A 20,108-nucleotide genomic window follows, 5' to 3' on the forward strand; every position below is an offset into this window, starting at 1 on the left:
AGCAAGGCAGCTTATTTAGAAACAGAAAAGTCAGTAGAGTAGACTGCTTGGGAACTAAGGACTAGAGCCTCCTACATCGTTGAATGACTGAATTCAAAAATGAGAAGATGATATAAGCTTTTCCGTACAGTGGGTATTTAAAATTAGAAGAGCAAGTCCTACAGAATATCGAAAAGAAAATTAGAGATCTATTAGAAGAGAAACGAGATAAAAAACGATGCACTACTTCGCGATTGGTGCTAATCGATGCTTTCACTCATCGGTATGGATTTAGGTTTCTTGTCACGAAGAGGTGCAAAGTTCTTAGCACTTTCCAAATAAGATGATTATGGATGAAGTAAAGGAGGCTAAAAATGTACAACGAAATTATTACAGAACATTTTATGAATCCCCGTAATATTGGAGAGCTAGAGCATCCAAGTCGCGTTATTAAAATTGGCAACGCTGTTTGTGGTGATACTATCATTCTTCATATTGCTTACAACAATAATCAAGAAATTACGGACGTCAGATATAAAGCTTATGGTTGTGCCACATCTATCGCCACAGTCAGTGTGTTTAGTGAATTTATACAGAATAAGTGTATTTCCGATTTGTCTGCCGTTTCCGAGACAGAAATCGAGGCATTGCTTGGGGAATTAGAGCCAAATCAAATGCATTGTCTGGATATCATGAAAGAGCTCTTTAAACAACTTGGTATACCGGAAGGGACGAATGCATGTTGAGAACGTACTTTGATTACAATGCAACAACCCCTATAGATGAGAGTGTAGCAAAGGCTATGTCAAAAGAAGCATTTGAATTGTTCGGTAATCCGTCAAGCAACCATCAGTATGGAGGTAGTTCCAAGAAGAAGATAGAGAAGTCTCGTGAAGAAATCGCAGCCCTTATTGGAGCGAAACCAAATGAAATATATTTTACATCGGGAGGTTCGGAAGCTAATAACTGGGTTTTAAAAGGATGGATTGAACAATTTCGATTTGATCCCATTCATGTAATTACATCGATGATTGAACATCCTTCTGTATTAGAAGTATGCAAATACTTAGAAAGGTATTTCAACGCTGAAATCACTTATTTGGAAGTGGATAAAAATGGATTTGTGTCCGTGGATGATCTTGAACGCTCAATTCTCCCGCACACCCGAATCATCTCACTAATGATGTCAAATAATGAGATTGGAAGCATTCAGCCCATACAGGAATGCGCGAGTATTGCTAAGCGCTATGGTATCTTTTTTCATACCGATGCCGTTCAGGCTGTTGGAAGAATACGTATTAATATTGAAGAATTAGGGGTAGATGCCCTTTCATTCTCTGGGCATAAATTTTACGGTCCAAAAGGAATTGGGGGACTTTTTTTAAAAGAATCACGCGCACTTGAACCACTCCTTCATGGAGGATCTCAAGAGAATGGATTGCGTAGTGGAACGGAAAATGTGATTTCCATTGTTGGCTTGGGAGAAGCAAGTGCAAAAATACGTCAGGAGTTTAAAGAAGATTATGAAAGGATACAGGCATATAAAAATCTTCTTTTAAAGCAGCTCATAGAGCGGATTCCTCACACTTGCATTAACGGCTCAACTGATCAAGAGCATGTCTTGAATAATACTGTAAATATTAGTTTTGAAAATGTCAGGGGAGAAGCAGTTGCTGCTCTTTTGAATCAGATTTATGGTATTGCTGTTTCAGTAGGATCGGCATGTAGTTCGAACAAACAAGCTTCTTTGTCACATGTGCTGACCGCCATTGGATTATCAGAAGCACAAATCCGCTCATCTATCCGAATCAGTATTGGAAAATATACACAAAAAGATGATGTGTTTTTCCTGATTAATGCATTAGAGCATGTCGTTTCAAAGCTTCGTCGGATGATTCCTATTGAGCAGAACAATTTTGTACAACTCTAACATGAGGTGAGGATATGCAAGCAAATAAGGTGCTAACCATTGAAGATATTTCGTATGTGATAAAACAGAAAGTAATTATTGAGAATTTGGAATTAACAGGGATTACAGCGGGCGATATTCAAGATACAGAGCCTATTTTTGGAGAAGGACTGGGTCTTGAATCAGTCGATACGATTTATATCGTTAAAGGAATCGAAAAGGAGTTCGGGATGAAAGTAGATATTAAAAAAATCAATTCTTTGAGAAAGCATTTTTATTCGGTTGCCACATTAGCTCAATACGTACTTTCACATCTTCAACAGACAAAGTAGGAAAAGGTGGAGGAAATAATACATGACAATAGTAAATATAGCTGAACAACATTCAAATCTTGTCAATTTACTGCAGTACCGTGCATTATATGATCCACATTCGTTAATGTATACATACTTAGATGACACTGGAAAGGTAGAAAGAACGTTTACCATTGCTGATTTGGACAGAAAAGCTCGTGCTATTGCCTCAACGTTGCTTGAGATGGGAAAGCCAGGGGATCACGTTCTTCTTCTTTATCCATCAGGTCTCGATTTTGTTGCAGCATTCTTTGGATGTCTATATGCAGGAATGATTGCTGTACCTACTTCGTTGCCTCATTTTCGTCGTCCTTCGGAAAGAATTCAAGCGATTGTTGCTGACTCTCAGGCTTCTATTGCTTTAACTACTTCTAAAATATCCGACGAAATCAAGAAGAATTCATCTATACTACCTTATCTATCCATCTTGAGATTTAAGGCAACAGATCTTATTTCAGATATTTCAGCTAACGAATTTCAGGAAAAAGAGATTTCTGCTGACATGATTGCTTTCCAGCAGTATACATCAGGTTCTACTTCAAAGCCAAAGGGCGTGATGGTTACTCATCGTAATTTGCTACATAATCTTTTTCTGATGGAACAAAACTTTAAACTTTCTTCTGAAACAAAAGCGGTGAGCTGGCTTCCAGCTTTTCATGATATGGGCTTGATTGGAAAAATTCTTTTGACACCTTATTTGGGTAGTCAGCTTGTTATGATGTCTCCAGTTAGCTTTATGCAACGTCCACTAAAGTGGCTACAAACAATTTCAAAATACGGTGCAACTTACAGTGGGGGTCCTAATTTTGCTTACGAATTATGTGTTCAGAAGTTTAAACCTGAGCAGGTGACTGATTTGGATTTGAGTAGTTGGCGTGTAGCTCTAAATGGTGCGGAACCGATCCGTTTAGAAACTCTAAGAAAGTTTGCGGAGTGTTATGCTCCTTATGGTTTTAGGGAAGAAAGCATCATGCCTGGGTATGGATTGGCGGAAGGTACTTTGTATGTATCTGCTTGTAGCAGGGATTATTTTCCGATTACGTTATTCGTCGATGCTGTAAAGTTAGAACAAAATCAAGTGAAGGTTGTTTCGGAAACAACAGAGGAAGCACGTGCGTTGATTGGCTGTGGTCACGTTTATACCGGACAAAAGGTAGCGATTGTTGATCCAGAAACATTGGTTAACTGTACTGATTTGCAAGTCGGTGAGATTTGGGTGTCTGGACCAAGTATATGCAAAGGATACTGGAACAATCCAGAGAAAACTGCTGAAACTTTTGAGGCTTACATCAAAGATACAGGAGAAGGCCCATTTTTACGAACAGGTGATTCAGGATTTATTATGGATGGAGAACTATTTGTGACGGGTAGAATGAAAGATTTGATTATCATTCGAGGACGTAATCACTATCCGCAGGATATTGAATTAACTGTTCAAAAGAGCAGCCCGGCTATTCGAGATGAATATGTAGCAGCGTTCTCGGTAGAGGTTGATGGGGAAGAACGATTAGTGGTAGTTGCTGAACTGAATCGTGACTACCGTCCAAGAGGCAAAAATGAAAATTTAGAGGATCAGAATGAGTCGGATGAGGCGGTTCTTTTGAAAAAAGTTGCTACTGAAGTACGCAAGAAAGTTGTGGAAGTACATGAAATTCAACTTTATAAACTCATACTGATTAAAACTGGTACAATTTCTAAGACTTCTAGTGGTAAGATACAGCGGCATGCTTCAAAAATAAAGTATCTAGAAAACAATTTTGAAGCCTATGGATGTTTCTAATCTAAAAACACAGGTATGAAAGGTAAACAAATGAGTCTAAATGTACGTACTTCATCAGATATAAAGAAATGGCTAATTGAAGAAATTGCTGCTCGATTGGAACTAGTTCCAGAGGAGATCGAGACAGGGGAACCATTCATTAATTTTGGTTTGGATTCTGCGGAAGCGGTCATGTTGTCTGGAGACTTGGCAGAATGGTTAGGTCAAGAAGTTTCACCGACAATTTTCTGGGATTTTCCTTGCATTGAGGAATTAGCAATTTCATTGTCAAATGGTGATAATGAAGATTGCAAAATTAATTTTACCGCCGATAAAAAAGTACAAATATCAAAAGAACCGATTGCAATTGTAGGCATTGGTTGCCGATTTCCTAGAGCAAAAAATCCTAGAGAGTTTTGGGATTTGTTGAAGGAAGGTAAGGATGCGATTTCAGATTTCCCGATTGAACGTTTGAAGCTGATTAATCAGTATAAGGGAGAACATTTTGGGATACGTAGAGGGGGATATGTAGAGAATATTGAGCTTTTTGATAACTCTTTTTTTAAGATTACTAAAAGGGAAGCGACTAGAATGGATCCACAGCAACGTATGCTGTTGGAAGTAACGTGGGAGGCTTTCGAAGACGCGGGCATTAATCCTGAGAAAATACGTGGGACGAAGACAGGTGTATTTATTGGAACCTCCAACAGTGATTATGGACGTATGCAAATCACTCAATCGCAAGATCCTCATATTTATGCGGTTACTGGTACAGCATTAAGTATTGCTGCCAACAGGATATCATACTTTTTTGATCTTCATGGTCCGAGTATGGCAATTGATACTGCTTGTTCATCTTCTCTTGTTGCCATTCATTATGCCTGCCAGAGCATTTGGCAAGGAGATTCAACATTGGCTGTTGTCGGTGGTGCTAATCTCATTTTATCTCCGGAGATTACGTCCAGTTTTGCGAATGCAGGTATGCTTGCAGGTGATGACTGTTGTAAAACATTTGATGCTCGAGCAGATGGCTATGTTCGCGGAGAAGGAGTAGGAGTGGTAATTCTTAAGTCGTTCTCCCAAGCTATATGTGATGAAGATGACATTTACGCAGTCATTCATGGAAGTGCTGTGAATCAGGATGGACGCACAAACGGCTTAACAGCACCGAATCAACAATCACAGGAAGAAGTACTTTTAGCTGCTTATAAAAACGCTGGGATCTCACCTACAGATGTTGATTATATCGAGGCACATGGGACTGGTACATATCTTGGTGATCCTATCGAAGCAAAAGCGTTAGGAAAAGTGTTGAGCCAAGGTAGAAATGCTGAAAATTACTGTTGTCTAGGTTCGGTGAAGACAAATATTGGGCATTTAGAATCTGCTGCTGGTATTGCGGGACTCATTAAGGTAGCTCTTTCCATTAAACATAAACAGATTCCTCCACACTTGAACTTTGCTGAACCGAATCCAAACATTCCATTTGAAGAACTTTTATTACAAGTTCCAACAAAGTTACAATCGTGGCCTGATGCAAATAAAAACATAGCAGGGATAAGTTCATTTGGCTTTGGTGGAACCAATGCCCATGTGGTGTTGGGAGGGGTTTTTCCAGGTAATAGCTGCACGTTTTTGGATCAGACAACCTCTGACCAACCTGTGTTATTTCCTCTTTCAGCTAAAGGAAGGGATGCGCTCGTGACTATTGCTAGTCGAATGCGTGACTATCTGTTGTATTCTTCGGCGGAGGAAGAGCGATTGGAGGATATTAGCAGCACACTTATTCATCAAAGAAAGCATCATGAGACTCGGTTGGCTGTTGTCGGGAGAAGCAAAGAAGAAGTTGCTAAGAAGCTCGAAGAATACGTGAAAAACAAAATGATAGAAAATTTAGATAACAGCAAAGAGGTAGTGTTTGTTTTTCCAACCCAGATGCCTATTTGGTCACAGGACAAAGACTTTTGGATTTTACAAGAAGCAGTTTTTCGTGAATCATTGATAGAAACAGACCGTCTCATACAAAAGCAGGTTGGCTATTCAATATGGAATCAGTTATTTGTAAATCGAAACACTACATGGGAGGGTTCATCAGAACAACTAAAGTTCACACTGTTTGCACTACAAGTAGCTTTAGTGGATTTATGGAATTACTGGGGTATAAATCCAGTATCTTTTATAGGAATCGGCTTAGGAGAAATCAGTGGTTCCTACGCAACTGGATTGTTGACGCTACAGGAGGCAATTCATAGGGTACTATCTATGGATGATAGGGCCGTACATTCAGATTATGTTAGCCTTAGCGTTGAACAACAATTGCAGACATGGGTTAGTAAAAGGGATGCCATTTACTTGGAAATTTCACCAGAACCTCTATTGGATCAGGAAAATATGGTAGATAGACTAGAAGGGAAATCAGCGCTTCTCCTGCGATGCTCCTTTCAAGATAAAACGGTTATGTTGGAGAGTTTAGGTCACCTTTACACAAGGGGATATCCGATAGAAACAATTTCGCTCAATCAAAAAAGGAGAGCAAATGTTCATCTGCCTGAGTATGCGTGGCAGAGTACGAAATGTTGGTTTGGAATCTAGATGGATTGAGGAGTATAACGATTATGATGAAAAAGATAGATATCCTAGTTATTGGAGCGGGGCAAGCTGGATTATCTTTGGGATATTATTTGCAACAACAAAATGTGTCCTTTCTCTTAATTGACAGCAGTCAAAATATTGGTGATATTTGGCGTTATCGCTATGACTCACTTGTGTTATATACACCGAGATTTTACAGTGCCTTACCCGGATTACGCATTTCTGGCGATCAGTGGGACTATCCTACGAAGGATGAGATTGCGGATTATTTAGCAGATTATCAAAGACATTTTTCCATTCCAGTTTCTTTAAACACAAATTTATACAAAATGAAAAAAACAGCAACCGGATTTTTGGTTGAAACCAGCCAAGGGGAGTTTGAAGCTCAAAAAGTAGTCATTGCGACAGGTCCATTCCAAAATCCCTATATTCCCAGTATAGCTGAAAATTTATCAAACGAAATTTATCAGATTCACACGTCTTCATATCATAATCCTTCGCAGTTACCTGAAGGTCCGGTGTTAGTTATTGGAGGAGGTAGCTCAGGTGGGCAGATTGCTGTAGAATGCTCAAAAGATCGTGAAGTTTATCTTGCTATTAGTTCTAAGATTAAATATTTGCCGTATAAGTTTTTAGGAAGAAGTTTATTTTGGTGGTATGATAAATTAGGTTTGTTAAAAAAGGGGCCTGAAACAATATTAGGTAAGAGAATGAAAGGAAAACCTGATCCTATGTATGGGTTTATACTCAAAAAACTAGTCAAATCAGGCGCTATTAAAGTAAAGCCTCGCGCAATAGAAGCGATGAATGATGAAGTGGAATTTGCTGATCAAACAAAATTGAAAATCAAAACTATCGTCTGGGCCACGGGATTCATATCAGATTACAGTTGGGTTGAAATCCCAGAACTGTTTGACTATGATGGGAAGGTTATTCAAGATAGAGGAATAAGTAATGTTCCTGGGTTGTATTTTCTGGGATTGCCTTGGCAGACTTCCCGCGGCTCTGGTTTGATTGGATGGGTTGGCCGGGATGCAAAGTTTATAAGTGAACAAGTAGTAAGTTCTCATGCACAACAGGTTCAGATCAAAAAAGAAGAGACTTTTTCAGCTATGTAGATTAGTTTTATAGACGGTGTTGCAAAACGTATAATTTTTTGTTATTCCTTAAAGTTGTTGTTACTGGATATCCAGATAGCACAAAACATTCTTAATAAGGTTCTGGTGCAAATACTTCAGGAGAGGTATAAAGAGGCGAAAAGTTTCTTAGTGGAATCTATTTTATGCTGGAAGGCCGAATAGTTGATGAATGAGGTTTACTTGATTTCGGACAGACTTCTCCCCTTGGAGGGTTTGTCCTTTTTTCATCATATGCACAGCTTCTACTCCTGCAAGAATTTGTTTGGCAGTTCGAAAGGACTTTAATCCTAACATGGAACGAACTCGCTTTTTAATGAAGCGATGATCTTGTTCTACGATGTTATTAAGATATTTTATTTTTCTTATTTGGATGCCTAAAGGCATCTTTTTCTCCTTCTTCAGCTCTTCAATCGCCACAGGATAGGCGGGATTCCTATCAACGGTTATCACACGAGGTATTGAAACATGAAAAGACCGCAAGGCTTTCTTAAAGAATCGCTTTGCAGCCTTGTGGTCTCTTGTTTTATTTAGATAAAAATCAATGGTATTTCCTTCTGAATCAACTGCACGATACAGATACATCCACTGTCCTTTGACTTTGATATAGGTCTCATCCACTCGCTTCATTGGGCGCTTGGTTTTTAGAAGAGCCGGTGGGTAGTACACCTCGTCACATAGTCAAACAAACAAACAAACAAAGAATAACTAGAAAATATTAGTTAATACTTTTGCCTCTAAGAATGTAACTAAACTTTAAACAACATATACACAGAATAATTTCGTCATTCAAAAATCCCTTAAATAAATGTTCTGAAGGGATTTAGTATTTGACCTTATGTACAAATAAGTTCTTGCTATGTAAATATACTGGAGGATATAACTGATGAAAAATTTTAATGTTGCTATTCCGACTCCCTTTCATGATGATGAGAGCTTATATTTAGAAGGATTCAATCACATCATTAAACATTTAACAGATAACGGAGTAGATTCACTTCTTGTTTCTGCTACGACAGGCGAACAAAATTCAATGAGCCTTGACGAGCGTATCCAAATTATTGATTATTTTAATCAAGAAAATTTTGAAAATGTTGAACTGATGTTTGGTGTATCAGCTACAAGGACTTGAGATGCAATAAAGTTGATTAAAAAGCTTGAGGAATCTGTTTTTAGTTCTATTCTAATTCAGTTTCCACTTTACATTCAGCCGACGCAACAACAAGCTATTTCTTATATAAATGAACTGCTACAACATACAACTAAAAAAGTTGTCCTTTATAATAACCCTTTCCGAACAGGATTTGAGCTGAGTGCTGAATCATTAAGGGCACTTATTAACCAGAAACACGCCAACCTTGTAGGACTTAAAGAAGAAAGTGATGCCAAACGTCACCATAATACTGGTTTACCAGATAATTTCATCATGTTCGCTGGTGGAGATGTAAACCTTATAGAAAAGATAATGAATGGATGTAACGGACTTTCTAGTATGGTAGGAAATGTTTATCCAAAAGAAATCAGACAAATTTTTAATGACTTATTAATGAATAAACCAGTGGATCTTTGGAAGATAAACGAATTAATTAATGAAGTTACAAGTGGCCAAGCCATTATAAACATAAAAAATCACTATAATTCTTTAGGTATAAAGGTGGGAGCTTGTCGTTCTCCTATTAACTAACAGTAGAAAGTCCATAGAATAGCTCCATTTAATTAAAGTGTCAATGCTCATCGTTTTTATGAAGAGAAATTAGATTATGATAAATGGTGCTATTCATTTAGAAAAACATTGTGATTAAAAATAGAGGGAATGCTTCGATTAGAGAAGCATTACCTTTAAAAGTGCTGAGTATGAAGTGAACCCAAAAAGTTAGACACTTTATTTACTTAGGCAGCCTTGAGGGCATGAACCCGGTAATCTACCGGGCTCATGCCTTTTAATTTTACCTTGATTCGTTGATGATTGTAGTAATGGACATATTTCTTCTAGTTCTTGTTTGAATTGCTCCATGCTCCCAGCTAGATGGAATTCTGTGACGTCTGTCACCCATTTTTCATTGGACTTTGCGGCCTTGAAATCACGTGTAGAATGTTGGGCGCAATCTTGCCGATTTTCCTCTAAGTTATATCTCCATACCAGGAATATTACTTTTCAATTTAGCGGGAGCCTAAACCATATAGGTAGAAAATGTTGAATTTTATAATAACAAAACAAAAACCCTTAAGATTAATTAACTGAAGGGAATCGAGAGTATGAACTTAGTGAAGCTAAAAACTATTACTAATATTGATTAACGGCAGTCCATTGTGGATTTGTCTTTCTTCATTTAAGAGATTTTTAAGAGATAAACGATAAAATGAATTAACATATTTAGGGGGAATGTAGAATATGAATGATACCTGTAAAAAAAATCAATTAGATGAAGAATGGATTTCTTTAATAATTGAAGCAAAGGAATTAGGTGTGAGTATAGATGAAATAAGGGATTTTATACAATCATTTAATAATGTGGAAAGATAAAAAAACTATGGAAACGGTTATCCTATTAGTAAGGACTGATAAAGTGTAGCTAGACGTTCTCCGGGACCAATTCCTAGATCTTCCGAGAGCAATTGTTCATAATCATTATATATTTTCATTGCTTCAACATGATTTCCTTTTTGAATGAGAAGTTGCATTGTTTGCTCAATATTTCTATCCGAGTATGGTGATAGCCTTCTTTGAATATGTAGATAATGTAATGCTCTATAGCGGTCATTGTCACTATAATAATCTATTACTTTTTCCAAAAGAATAATAATGTCATTTTCTATTTTTTGTGCCACTTCATTTGCCCATTCATAGCGGTTCCATTCCATATATGAACCGGAATAGAGTTTTAGTACTTCCTCGATGTGAAGTATATTTGATTGGTCAACCTTTTCTATATTTAAAACAACCTCGTTGATTATAGTTAAATCGCAGTGAATCGAATCCATTGATAAAATATAGCTCTGATCTGAAAATTTAATGCAATTTGTATATCCAATTGCACTCAAAAATTTTCGTAAATAGGATAGGGTGGTATGGAGATTGATCTTTGCTTTTTTACTATCATAATTTGGCCATAGGCTATCGATAATACGGTCACGAGGAATGTATGTATTCATAAAGGTTACAAAATATGCAAATAACTCCTTTACTTTTGCAGTTTTAAAATGGAGTAGTTCACCATCTTTCAACACCTGGAATTCATAAAAGCACTGAATATATAATGACGGATTCTCCAACTTTCGATCAACTTTATTGTCAATGATTTTTTCTGATAATCGCTGTATGGTCTTAGCTAATCGATTGGGCATAACAGGTTTTAATAAATAATCGATTGAATGTATTTCAAAAGCTTTTATTGCATATTCAGCATACGCAGTTACAAAAACAATTTGAATAGAAGGAGATAAAGAATAAATAGTTTCTGCAAAATCTAAGCCGTTTCCATCAGCCATTTCAATATCTAAAAATACAACGTCAACGGTTTGGCTCAGAATATCCTCTAGAATACTAGTTTTATCTGTATATGTATTGATAATATGAATTATAGGAAATGCCCGAAGTAAATTTGTTAAATAATCTAGTGCTAGAATCTCATCATCAACTAATATAGCCTTAATCATTCTATATCTTATCTCCTTTAGTCATATATATCATAATGCTTAAATAATCAGAAACAAAATGAGGAAAACCGAAAGATAAGTAAATTGATTATCCCTTATCTTTTCGGATGAAAAACGTAATCGTTGTTCCTTGATTTAATTTACTTTGAATTGTTAATCCTTTCCTGTACATTTGCTCAAGACGACGATTGACATTGATTAGTCCTATTCCTTTTTTATGTTCAGACTTTACATATGTAAACAGATTTTGTTGTATATCTGGACTCATACCTTTACCATCATCACAAATTTCAACTTTTAAATCATGGGCTTCTTTTGATAGTTTTATCGAGATAGTACCCCCTCCTGGCTTCGATAAAATACCATGGTTAACTGCATTTTCGACAAGGGGTTGAATCGTTAGAGGTGGAATCATCCATTCACCGCTGTAGTCAAGCTCCCAATTAATTGTAAGACGCTCATTGAACCTAACCTTTTCAATATATAAATAAGATTGGACCAGCGAAAGTTCATGCGATAACGGAACAAGCGGTTCAGCATTATTAAAATCAAAACTTAAGCGTAAATAATTACTGAATTCATCGAGTAAAGTAAGCATTCTAGAGGAATCAGTAACTCCTAGTGCAGCAATTGAATTTAGTGTATTAAAAAGAAAATGTGGCTGGATTTGTGATTGCAACCAAGCACCTTCCATTCTTAATCGTTCCTGTATCGAATGCTTTAGGTCGATAACAACGCCAATCCGTACCCTTAATTCTAGCGAATCTATTGGTTTTACTAGATAATCGTTTGCTCCTACTAGAAACCCTGTATAAACTTCCTCAGGATTATTTTGAGTTGTTAGCAATAAAACAGGAAGTTCAGAAATAGAAAAGTGCTTTCGTATCTTTCTTGTTAATTCGTAGCCTGACATTTTTGGCATCATAACATCGGCAATAATGAGATCCCAACCTTCGTCCAACCGTTTTAAAACTTCTTCACCACTTGTTACGATTTCAATTGAATACTCTTCACCTGAGAGAATGTTTTTTAAAACGTGAAGATTCATTGGGTCATCATCAACAGCCAAAATTTTTGGTTTGATATAACCTTGCTTATCCCTTGTAGATAGTGGATCTTCGGATATTGCTAACTCTTGATGGACCATGTCTTCTTGGCTGGTGGATGGAGCAAGACCGTTTTCTTCCTGTTTTCCCTCATCATCCTGTGTGAGCGGCAAGGTGAATGTGAAAATAGAGCCTTTTGAAAGGTTGGATTCAACGGTTAGCGTTCCGTTATTCATCCTGACTAATTTGTGGCAAACACTCAGCCCTAACCCCAGCCCGTTTAGGTCATCGTAACGCTCCTTTGACCCTAGCTCATACGAAAGGAAAGCACGCTTCAGTTTTTCATCAGCCATTCCGATTCCAGAATCCTTTATATGGATGACAGCCTCCTTGTTATTCACCTCGGCTTCAACAATAATTACACCATTTACTGAATATTTCACCGAAATATTCAGTAAATTGAAAATGATTTGTCTGAGGTGGGTTTCATCTGCATAAACAGGCGGGAAATCTTTAGGGATGACTAATTGAAAGTGAAGATTCTTCGAGTCCATCATAATCCTTTGAACATTAACAACGGTTCTGATGGCAGGAAGAAGGTCAAACGTTTGTTTCTTCAAGTTGATTTTGTTTTGTTGAATTTTCGTCACATTAATTAAATCGTTTAATAAATAGGACATTCTCCGACCGATGACCATGAGAAGCTCAAGCTTTTGTTTGCTTTGAGGAGTAAGTCGTGACCTATCTTGTTCGATAATGCTTTGAGCCATATTGATCATCCCGTGCAAAGGATTACGAAGCTCTTGGGAAGTATTGGCTAAAAATTGATCCTTTGTAGTATACTCCTTTTGGAGCTTATCCACGAGTTCATGATTTTTGTCATTTGCGCGAAAGAATCGCATGAACCAAAATGTGGAAAAAAACAAAAGTGCAAGGGTTAAATCAACTGGATAAAAGTTAGGGTCAATCATACTAATAATCCCTAAATTGAGCGAGTGTACTCTTCCAGCAAAGGTCGACCATAGGATGCTTGAAGCCACGCTAATAGCGGCCAGCAGTAAAAAGAGGGAATCCTTCACTTTATTTACGATTACTTGAAACATAAGCAATATAATGGCAGTAAACGGTATTCCTAGTACAAATAGTAGTAATATTGACCATTCCCGTATCAATGTGATCGGCGCCATAACAATAAAAAGCCCATACACCCCGCAAAAACCTGAAATCCATCGAACCATTTGATTTCCTTTGTAATTAGTAAATAAATACCTCACAAACAATAAGAAGAAAACGGAGAGCCCTGTGTATGACAGATATGCAAGCTTAACAAACATTTCATAATTTAATGGTACCCATTGAAGAATGAGGCGATCGTCACTAACCAAAATGGATAGGGAGGAGAGTAACATGGCCACCATAAAGTACAAAAGCTCGATTTTTTTTGGACGAATAAAATAAAGAATACAGGCATATATTCCGTGAACTAGCATGATTGAAGCCACCATCAGCTGCATTGCCAATGATGTCCAATGTTCTCTGATAATAGCTCTTTCTGTTCCGAAACGAATCGATTTTAATAACCCGCCATCATAGATTTCATCACTGGAAGAAACAGCAATTACAAGATGAATCCATCCCGTTTCATCGGGTGTCGCCGTTATGATGGTCGGAACGAGAGAGGACTGATTCATTGGGTCAATGGAAGCAGTTCGCTGTTCGATCTTATCTCCATTTACGTATAGAATAAATGAGTCTGAAATTCGGTGTAATTTTAAACCGTACTTTTTTTCGTCGTCTTGTACATGGATCCGCAATTCGTAAGTTCCAACTTGCTTAGTATCGTTTGTTAAAGTGGAAAGCTCCTTCCACCCACGTGGGACTTGAATGAAGCTATGTTTGTCCAGCGTTGGCAGTTCTTTAGGAACAGCAAATATATTTGGGTAAAATGACCATTCGCCATCAAGGGCAACGGTGGATTTATCAGATAATGGAAAATGAACTAAGTCAAAGACACCTTCCTCAACAAACGGTTGATTGAGTGGTAAATTTTTGATGAACCAAATGACTCTGAGGCTTGTAAGAAGTAGTATAAAAACAAAAACGATTGTTAGTATTTTTCGAACAGACATAGGTTTTCTCCCTAGAATAGCTAACCAAATTGTTTGATTACTGTTATGAAATATATTCTTCATTCTATAGGTTGCCATAATAGGAAAAAATTCGCAATATTAATACGAGAATAATAAATATTTTAGTTAATGGACTGTAATCCTTAATTTTATCAATAGGGAATTTGACCTGTGAACGGGGCAGTAATCCCCTACTATTTTGCGGTAAGTATACGTACTGATAAGCAGACCTAACTGTTTTCTTGTGATAATTATCAATGTTCAAAAATGGAAAATGAAGAGTGGACTTACTCTATATATCAAGACGAAAGTCCTCGACTTCCATTAAAAAAATAGAGAAAAGCCAAAAAAAGATAAGAGGCGTGATGAATTTAGGGGGATGTATTTTTGGGAATAAATACTAAACGTTTAATTGTTATCATTTTTCTCTTAGTATTCATTGGAGTTCCTCTATTAATATATGACGGATTAAAAGGTAATCCTGTTCGCTCATTATTAATGGAGAATGCAACAAAGGATTGTCTTTAAGGAGCTGGATATAAAGCCAGTGATTGGTTACAAGTCTACGCTCACTATGGTATGAAGTGGAACACATGTGCAATTAAAGGAACAGTTGCTAATGTCATTTTTAAAGATGAACCAGAAGAAAAATATTTATACGTCAAATGGAGGGGCTCAGTGAGAAATACTTCAATAAGGATACTGATGCTTATGAAGTAGAATATACCCAAAAATTAATTCATATGGTGAAAGACTGTTATTGAGACCACAGTTTTTTAAACAAACGAGTGCATTTCTTCAAGAAGGAGAAGTGCATTTTTTTGTTGAACTAAAGGAGCAGCATTCCTGTATTAACTGAAATACTAAAAAGTTTGTGAAAAAACTACTTAAACTCCCATGAAAATTAAAAAAGCTCAAAATCCAGAAAAAATCACAACAAAATAGACCCAGTAAAAACGCTTTTTAAAAAAAGGCTGAGCCTAATGAGTGATCTGATTGAGTTTGGTCAATCGTTAAACAAAAACCTCCAATCAAAGCAAATTAAGTAGAGGCTAGCGCGACGACCAAAAAAGGATTAATCTCCCATGAGTGCTACCCATAAAGGGCGCGACAGTCGGTGGTACACCGTGGTCGTCGGAGTCAGACTAACGGATGGGCTCAAAGGCACCATAGTTCAACGACCTTCTTCGCAGCCATTAAAACATTATCGACATAGAGACCAATGTTCATTCTCTTTAGTGAAGCGCTGATTTTTGCGCTTCATGGATGGCTAACGGGTGCGTTAGCTGAAGATCGGAGCTGTCTTTACGGCAGCTTTTTCATATGGCGCTAACGGGGCAGGATAGTTCCATAACACAAACTGGAAATATATGTGGTGATTTGCAAATTCGCTGGCGCTACTTCAAACGAATCTGTTGAATCAACAGTTCCAAGTGATAGCTAATCTTTCTACTCCTATTTTTGTTTTTTAGTTATAATAAGATCGTGCTTAAAATAGCAAAACAGTAAAAGTTTTCTGAATGCTTCAATCATGTAAATATAAAATAAAAATGGAGGAGTAAAATGCGGGAAAAGGCTGTAGTCATTGGTGGGGGGATTGCCGGTAAATTAGCTGCTAAAGCGTTGTCTCATTTTTTTCAGCAAGTCATCATCATAGAAGCAGGTCAAGAATGTAAAGAAAAAGTCCCTAGAAAAAGAGTTCCTCAGAGCTACCACCCTCACGTTTTATTGAAAAGAGGAGAAGAAGCCATTGAGATTTTGTTTCCGGGGATAGTGTCTCAATTAATAGAAGATGGCAGCATCGTCACTAATTTTACAAAAGATCTGAAGTGGCACCATTTTGGTTATTGGAAACAACGGTTTTCTGGAGAGTTTATCCTGATTCAGCAAAGCCGGCCTATGCTTGAATGGCATTTACAAAGACGGGTTGAAGAAGTTCCTAATATTACTACTCGATATGAAACAAAAACGGAACAGCTGTTAGTAAACAAGCATGACCATACCGTTCTAGGAGTCCGAGTACGTTCCTTTAAGACGGGTCTCGCAGAAGAACTGGATGCCAGTTTTGTAGTGGATGCCAGCGGTTCTGCCTCTAAGAGTATAGATTGGCTACAAGCACTTGATGTAAAAGTGAAGGAAGAAAAAGTTAAGATTCAATTGTTTTATGCAACACGCCTTTATTCTCTTAAAAGTCAAGAACATCCCGAATGGCAAAACCTCCTTATATCACCGAGCTTTCCCGATAACCCTTACGGTGCCTATATTCAAACTCTTGAAGAAAACCGATTCTCTGTCACGTTCAGCGGGTATGCTAATGCATATGCACCACACACAAATGAGGAATTTATCTCATACGCAAAAAGAATTCCTGTTCCTGATGTTCTTCGATTTCTTGAGGGAGCAGAGCCTCTTTCCGAGATTAAAATACATCGGGTTCCTTATCAAGTACGACGCCGTTTTGATCTAGCAAAAAACATTCCGGAAGGTTTCTTAATCATTGGTGATGCTCATTGCCGTTTTGACCCTCTTTTCGGACAGGGAATTTCTGTTGCTGCGGTGCAAGCTTTAGAGTTGCAATCTTCTCTTTTTCAAACGAAGAGGGCTGACAAGGGATTTGGTCAAAGATTTCATAAGAAGATTTCTAAGATTATCGACGTTCCTTGGGAAATGGCGACAACAGAGGTTCTTCGTCATCCCGAAATTAAAGGGGAGCGAACTTTTGTTCAGCCATACAAGCAGTGGTACTGCAAAAGGGTATATGAACTTTCAGCTTCTGAGCCGGAAATATATATTCGATTAGTCAGAGTAATGAATCTTATCCGAAGCCCTCTCCATCTGTTTCATCCAAAAGTACTATTCGCGATTCTTACTAATCAGCGGCATGAATGATTCTCCTGTTATAAAGGATGTAACAATTATAGATCTCTGAATACTTAATAACGTTTTCTTCTAATGCTTTTACAATAGTTATTAAGAATATACGAGAAAAAAGACTCATGATTCGTTTGTGAGTCTTTTTCTAATGAAAAAGACACTGTTAAATAATCTTGTAGATTTTCTTGTTGAACAAACGGGGGGGGTTAGTTGAAGAAAAAAATAAGCTCATTTGCATCCATGTTTCTATTTTCGTTATTTCATTATAGGGCGCGATTGTGGAACAGGAAAGAAAAGGGAGGATACATATTATACAAGACTAATATGTATCCCCCTTTATTTTTTAATGATTTTACGATTTAGGTATTGATAATTTATAATATCTTCGTCCTCGAAGGGTGCTCTGTTTTGTTCAATAGCATAGGAGAAATAAAACAAAGATACACCTCATAAAGTGCTGTGTTCTCATTTATTTTGCATTTGTAATATTCCTTGCAGGATCACCTCTAATCCCCAACGAAAACGTTCTTGTTCTCCCGAGAATAATTCCTCTTTTAAACTAGAGATTATTGGATATTCCCTAGCATCCACTGATTGGTAAGAAACGTAAAGGGAATCCATCGCAGTTCCATTCTGTTTACGTGAAGCTTGTTCGAATGCCACTGAAGTAGCATAGATAAATAGTTGATCTACTCCCCACGCTGCTGAAGTAGAATGAATTCCACCCGCATGAAGACGCTGAAGGATATATTCTATCATTGCTAATGAGTTAGGTCCTATTGGAAGTGTCGTTAAAGCAAGTTCAGCGATCCCTGGTGATTCATAGAGAGTCATTAGATAAGATTCTAGTGCATCAAATAACTCATCTTTCCAATGCCCTTGGCTATCTGACAAGACAACCTTTTCGAGTCCATAATCTAACACATACGCTCTTAACTCTTGAGCGTTTTTAACATACACATATAGAGAAGATGGACCCGTATCTAACTCTTTGGCAATTTTACGCATGCTCAGCCCAGAAAGACCTTGGTTCTTTAAAATTTCTAACGCAGTTCTCACAATAAGATCTTTGCTTAATGGATCCTTAGCAGGCCGCGAACGACGGCTAATAATCGTGCGTTCTGATTTATTCATCATTCTTTTCCAATCTCCTTTATCAAATGGTGTCATTATATTGTTTCATTAAATCCATCCATTTAACTGCGGCATTATCTGAAAAACAAAGCTTGAGGTTCGAATCTGACTCTTCGGCTGATTGGGAGGAATACACATACATTTTTTTCTCGTATCCTTGAACCGCCTGATCAACATTCTCATGCTTAACAATTGACAATGCCAATTCCGCAGCATCCCGCATTGCCAAGTTTGCGCCTTTTCCGGCAAAAGGCGACATTAAGTGTGCCGCATCGCCAATCAGAGTGACACCTGGTTTATGAATCCATTTAAGGCCAATAGGTAACATATATATACGTCTTGGGAGTATAGCTTCATCAGCAAATCGGATATAATCTTTTAGAGACTCATCCCAATCATTAAAGTACTGAAGTAGCTGTTGTTTAGCTTTATCAGGTTCATTGAACGGGATTTCACAAGTATCTAGCCAGTTGTGGTCAACTTTAAATGATAAATATACACGAATATTCCCATTTCCATTTAGCTGCGCAAAAATACTTTTATGATCAGCGATGGCAAAGAATGTTCCATGACCATTGAGCTCAGCAATACTTGGATGAGAGGTTGCTACATTTTTTATATTTAGCTCAACCATGCTGAGTCCAGTATATTCAGGTACGGAATCCGTTACAAGAGGGCGAATACGTGAAAAAGCGCCATCGGCAGCTATCACAAGATGAACAGTATCAACATGCCCATTCTCAAAGTGAAGTTCATGTATGCCATTTTTTAAAGGAACGGCATGTGTCAATTTATGTCCCCATTGAATACAAGTTGAATCAACAGAATCTAATAATAACTCACGAAGTATTCCACGATCGATTTCAGGACGCTTTCCATTATTTTTATCTGTAACTTCATCCAAATAGACTTTACCCGATTTATCTACAAGACGAAAGTCTTCTCCTTCATATCGAGCAAGCGTTTGGAATTTTTCAAATAAGCCAGCTTCTTTTAACGCCCATTGTCCGGAATTCTCATGAAGGTCTAATGTACCACCTTGTTGGCGGCTAGTTGGAGACTTTTCTCTTTCATAGACGACCGTTTTTACACCATGTTTCTGTAAAATGCGAGCTAATGTGAGGCCGCCTGGACCTGCCCCTATAATAGCAATCCGTTGTTCCTGAATTTCTTTTGTTTTCATTATCATAATTATCAACTCCTATAAATTAAATTTTAAATGTCTTGTTCTATTTATAATATAACGAACGGTGTTTGTAAAGAACAGTGTTCGTTATATTTGGTGGTAACTTTTTAAGTTCGCGTTTCTCTACTAACTAAAGAGCTGATTTATCAATTATTTTCTTAAATCTTTGTTCCGAACTAATATAAGTTTGTGAAGAAGTGTACTTAAACTAACGGGTGCGTTAGCTGAAGATCAGAGCTGTCTTTAAGGCAGCTTTTTCGTGCGCCCGGCATGGGTGCAATCTATAGGGTGAAAGTCCCGAACCATGAAGGCAGTAGTAGTGGTTAGCTTAATGCAAGGGTGTCTACGGTGACG

Annotated in this window: 12 protein-coding genes and 3 pseudogenes; 9 read left to right on the plus strand and 6 right to left on the minus strand. The window is 37.5% G+C overall.

Annotated features, from left to right (window positions below; all coding sequences use genetic code 11):
- Window positions 1–353: 353 nt before the first annotated feature.
- The 6 genes from ACIQYG_RS13960 to ACIQYG_RS13985 are packed head-to-tail and all read left to right on the plus strand — an operon-like array spanning window position 354 to window position 7,710.
- Complete coding sequence (locus ACIQYG_RS13960; protein ID WP_402838895.1) at window positions 354–725, plus strand: iron-sulfur cluster assembly scaffold protein; 372 nt, start codon at window positions 354–356, stop codon at window positions 723–725.
- On the plus strand, window positions 719–1,909 hold the full coding sequence (locus ACIQYG_RS13965) for a cysteine desulfurase family protein (protein ID WP_402838897.1): 1,191 nt from the start codon (window positions 719–721) through the stop codon (window positions 1,907–1,909). Before ACIQYG_RS13960 ends, ACIQYG_RS13965 begins: the two co-directional genes overlap by 7 nt.
- Before the next feature lie 14 nt (window positions 1,910–1,923).
- A complete protein-coding gene (locus ACIQYG_RS13970; protein WP_402838899.1) occupies window positions 1,924–2,220 on the plus strand; it encodes a phosphopantetheine-binding protein in 297 nt (98 codons plus the stop codon).
- A 22-nt stretch (window positions 2,221–2,242) separates the two neighbouring features.
- Complete coding sequence (locus ACIQYG_RS13975) at window positions 2,243–4,021, plus strand: fatty acyl-AMP ligase (RefSeq protein ID WP_402838901.1); 1,779 nt, start codon at window positions 2,243–2,245, stop codon at window positions 4,019–4,021.
- Window positions 4,022–4,051: 30 nt separating this feature from the next.
- On the plus strand, window positions 4,052–6,592 hold the full coding sequence (locus ACIQYG_RS13980) for a type I polyketide synthase (RefSeq protein WP_402838903.1): 2,541 nt from the start codon (window positions 4,052–4,054) through the stop codon (window positions 6,590–6,592).
- 23 nt (window positions 6,593–6,615) lie between these two features.
- Complete coding sequence (locus ACIQYG_RS13985) at window positions 6,616–7,710, plus strand: flavin-containing monooxygenase (protein WP_402838905.1); 1,095 nt, start codon at window positions 6,616–6,618, stop codon at window positions 7,708–7,710.
- Window positions 7,711–7,872: 162 nt separating this feature from the next.
- Here the strand turns inward: ACIQYG_RS13985 and ACIQYG_RS13990 are convergent.
- Window positions 7,873–8,355 (minus strand): annotated as a pseudogene (locus tag ACIQYG_RS13990) (IS6 family transposase); the annotation flags it as partial.
- Window positions 8,356–8,614: 259 nt separating this feature from the next.
- Here ACIQYG_RS13990 and ACIQYG_RS13995 point away from each other — a divergent pair.
- Window positions 8,615–9,412 (plus strand): annotated as a pseudogene (locus tag ACIQYG_RS13995) (dihydrodipicolinate synthase family protein).
- A gap of 206 nt (window positions 9,413–9,618) precedes the next feature.
- Here the strand turns inward: ACIQYG_RS13995 and ACIQYG_RS14000 are convergent.
- Window positions 9,619–9,711 (minus strand): annotated as a pseudogene (locus tag ACIQYG_RS14000) (IS3 family transposase); the annotation flags it as partial.
- Window positions 9,712–10,120: 409 nt separating this feature from the next.
- On the opposite strand from ACIQYG_RS14000, the gene ACIQYG_RS14005 reads away from it, so the two are divergent.
- Window positions 10,121–10,252 carry an anti-repressor SinI family protein gene (locus ACIQYG_RS14005; protein WP_402838907.1) on the plus strand — a complete coding sequence of 44 codons (132 nt, stop codon included), beginning with the start codon at window positions 10,121–10,123 and terminating at the stop codon, window positions 10,250–10,252.
- Between the two features lie 17 nt (window positions 10,253–10,269).
- Here ACIQYG_RS14005 and ACIQYG_RS14010 read toward each other — a convergent pair whose 3' ends face one another.
- A complete protein-coding gene (locus ACIQYG_RS14010) occupies window positions 10,270–11,385 on the minus strand; it encodes a response regulator (protein WP_402838909.1) in 1,116 nt (371 codons plus the stop codon).
- Between the two features lie 88 nt (window positions 11,386–11,473).
- Entirely contained in the window at window positions 11,474–14,560 is a 3,087-nt protein-coding gene (locus tag ACIQYG_RS14015; protein WP_402838911.1) for an ATP-binding protein, read from the minus strand.
- Between the two features lie 1,563 nt (window positions 14,561–16,123).
- On the opposite strand from ACIQYG_RS14015, the gene ACIQYG_RS14020 reads away from it, so the two are divergent.
- Complete coding sequence (locus ACIQYG_RS14020; protein ID WP_402838913.1) at window positions 16,124–17,449, plus strand: FAD-dependent oxidoreductase; 1,326 nt, start codon at window positions 16,124–16,126, stop codon at window positions 17,447–17,449.
- A gap of 450 nt (window positions 17,450–17,899) precedes the next feature.
- On the opposite strand, the gene ACIQYG_RS14025 is transcribed toward ACIQYG_RS14020, so the two are convergent.
- Together ACIQYG_RS14025 and ACIQYG_RS14030 are read right to left on the minus strand one after the other, a co-directional pair.
- Complete coding sequence (locus ACIQYG_RS14025; protein WP_402838940.1) at window positions 17,900–18,568, minus strand: TetR/AcrR family transcriptional regulator; 669 nt, start codon at window positions 18,566–18,568, stop codon at window positions 17,900–17,902.
- Window positions 18,569–18,590: 22 nt separating this feature from the next.
- Window positions 18,591–19,757, minus strand: coding sequence for an FAD-dependent oxidoreductase (locus ACIQYG_RS14030; RefSeq protein ID WP_402838915.1), 1,167 nt, complete (start codon window positions 19,755–19,757; stop codon window positions 18,591–18,593).
- Window positions 19,758–20,108 lie beyond the last annotated feature (351 nt).

It is taken from the genome of Peribacillus sp. NPDC096622, from assembly GCF_044762665.1.
GTDB classification, from domain to species: Bacteria; Bacillota; Bacilli; order Bacillales; family DSM-1321; genus Peribacillus; species Peribacillus frigoritolerans_B.

What these genes read in the sequence shown, in the direction of transcription:
- ACIQYG_RS13960 (WP_402838895.1), top strand. Translation starts at nt 354, where the DNA reads ATGTACAACGAAATTATTACAGAACATTTTATGAATCCCCGTAATATT.
- ACIQYG_RS13965 (WP_402838897.1), top strand. Translation starts at nt 719, where the DNA reads ATGTTGAGAACGTACTTTGATTACAATGCAACAACCCCTATAGATGAG.
- ACIQYG_RS13970 (WP_402838899.1), top strand. Translation starts at nt 1,924, where the DNA reads ATGCAAGCAAATAAGGTGCTAACCATTGAAGATATTTCGTATGTGATA.
- ACIQYG_RS13975 (WP_402838901.1), top strand. Translation starts at nt 2,243, where the DNA reads ATGACAATAGTAAATATAGCTGAACAACATTCAAATCTTGTCAATTTA.
- ACIQYG_RS13980 (WP_402838903.1), top strand. Translation starts at nt 4,052, where the DNA reads ATGAGTCTAAATGTACGTACTTCATCAGATATAAAGAAATGGCTAATT.
- ACIQYG_RS13985 (WP_402838905.1), top strand. Translation starts at nt 6,616, where the DNA reads ATGATGAAAAAGATAGATATCCTAGTTATTGGAGCGGGGCAAGCTGGA.
- ACIQYG_RS14005 (WP_402838907.1), top strand. Translation starts at nt 10,121, where the DNA reads ATGAATGATACCTGTAAAAAAAATCAATTAGATGAAGAATGGATTTCT.
- ACIQYG_RS14010 (WP_402838909.1), bottom strand. Translation starts at nt 11,385, where the DNA reads ATGATTAAGGCTATATTAGTTGATGATGAGATTCTAGCACTAGATTAT.
- ACIQYG_RS14015 (WP_402838911.1), bottom strand. Translation starts at nt 14,560, where the DNA reads ATGTCTGTTCGAAAAATACTAACAATCGTTTTTGTTTTTATACTACTT.
- ACIQYG_RS14020 (WP_402838913.1), top strand. Translation starts at nt 16,124, where the DNA reads ATGCGGGAAAAGGCTGTAGTCATTGGTGGGGGGATTGCCGGTAAATTA.
- ACIQYG_RS14025 (WP_402838940.1), bottom strand. Translation starts at nt 18,568, where the DNA reads ATGAATAAATCAGAACGCACGATTATTAGCCGTCGTTCGCGGCCTGCT.
- ACIQYG_RS14030 (WP_402838915.1), bottom strand. Translation starts at nt 19,757, where the DNA reads ATGATAATGAAAACAAAAGAAATTCAGGAACAACGGATTGCTATTATA.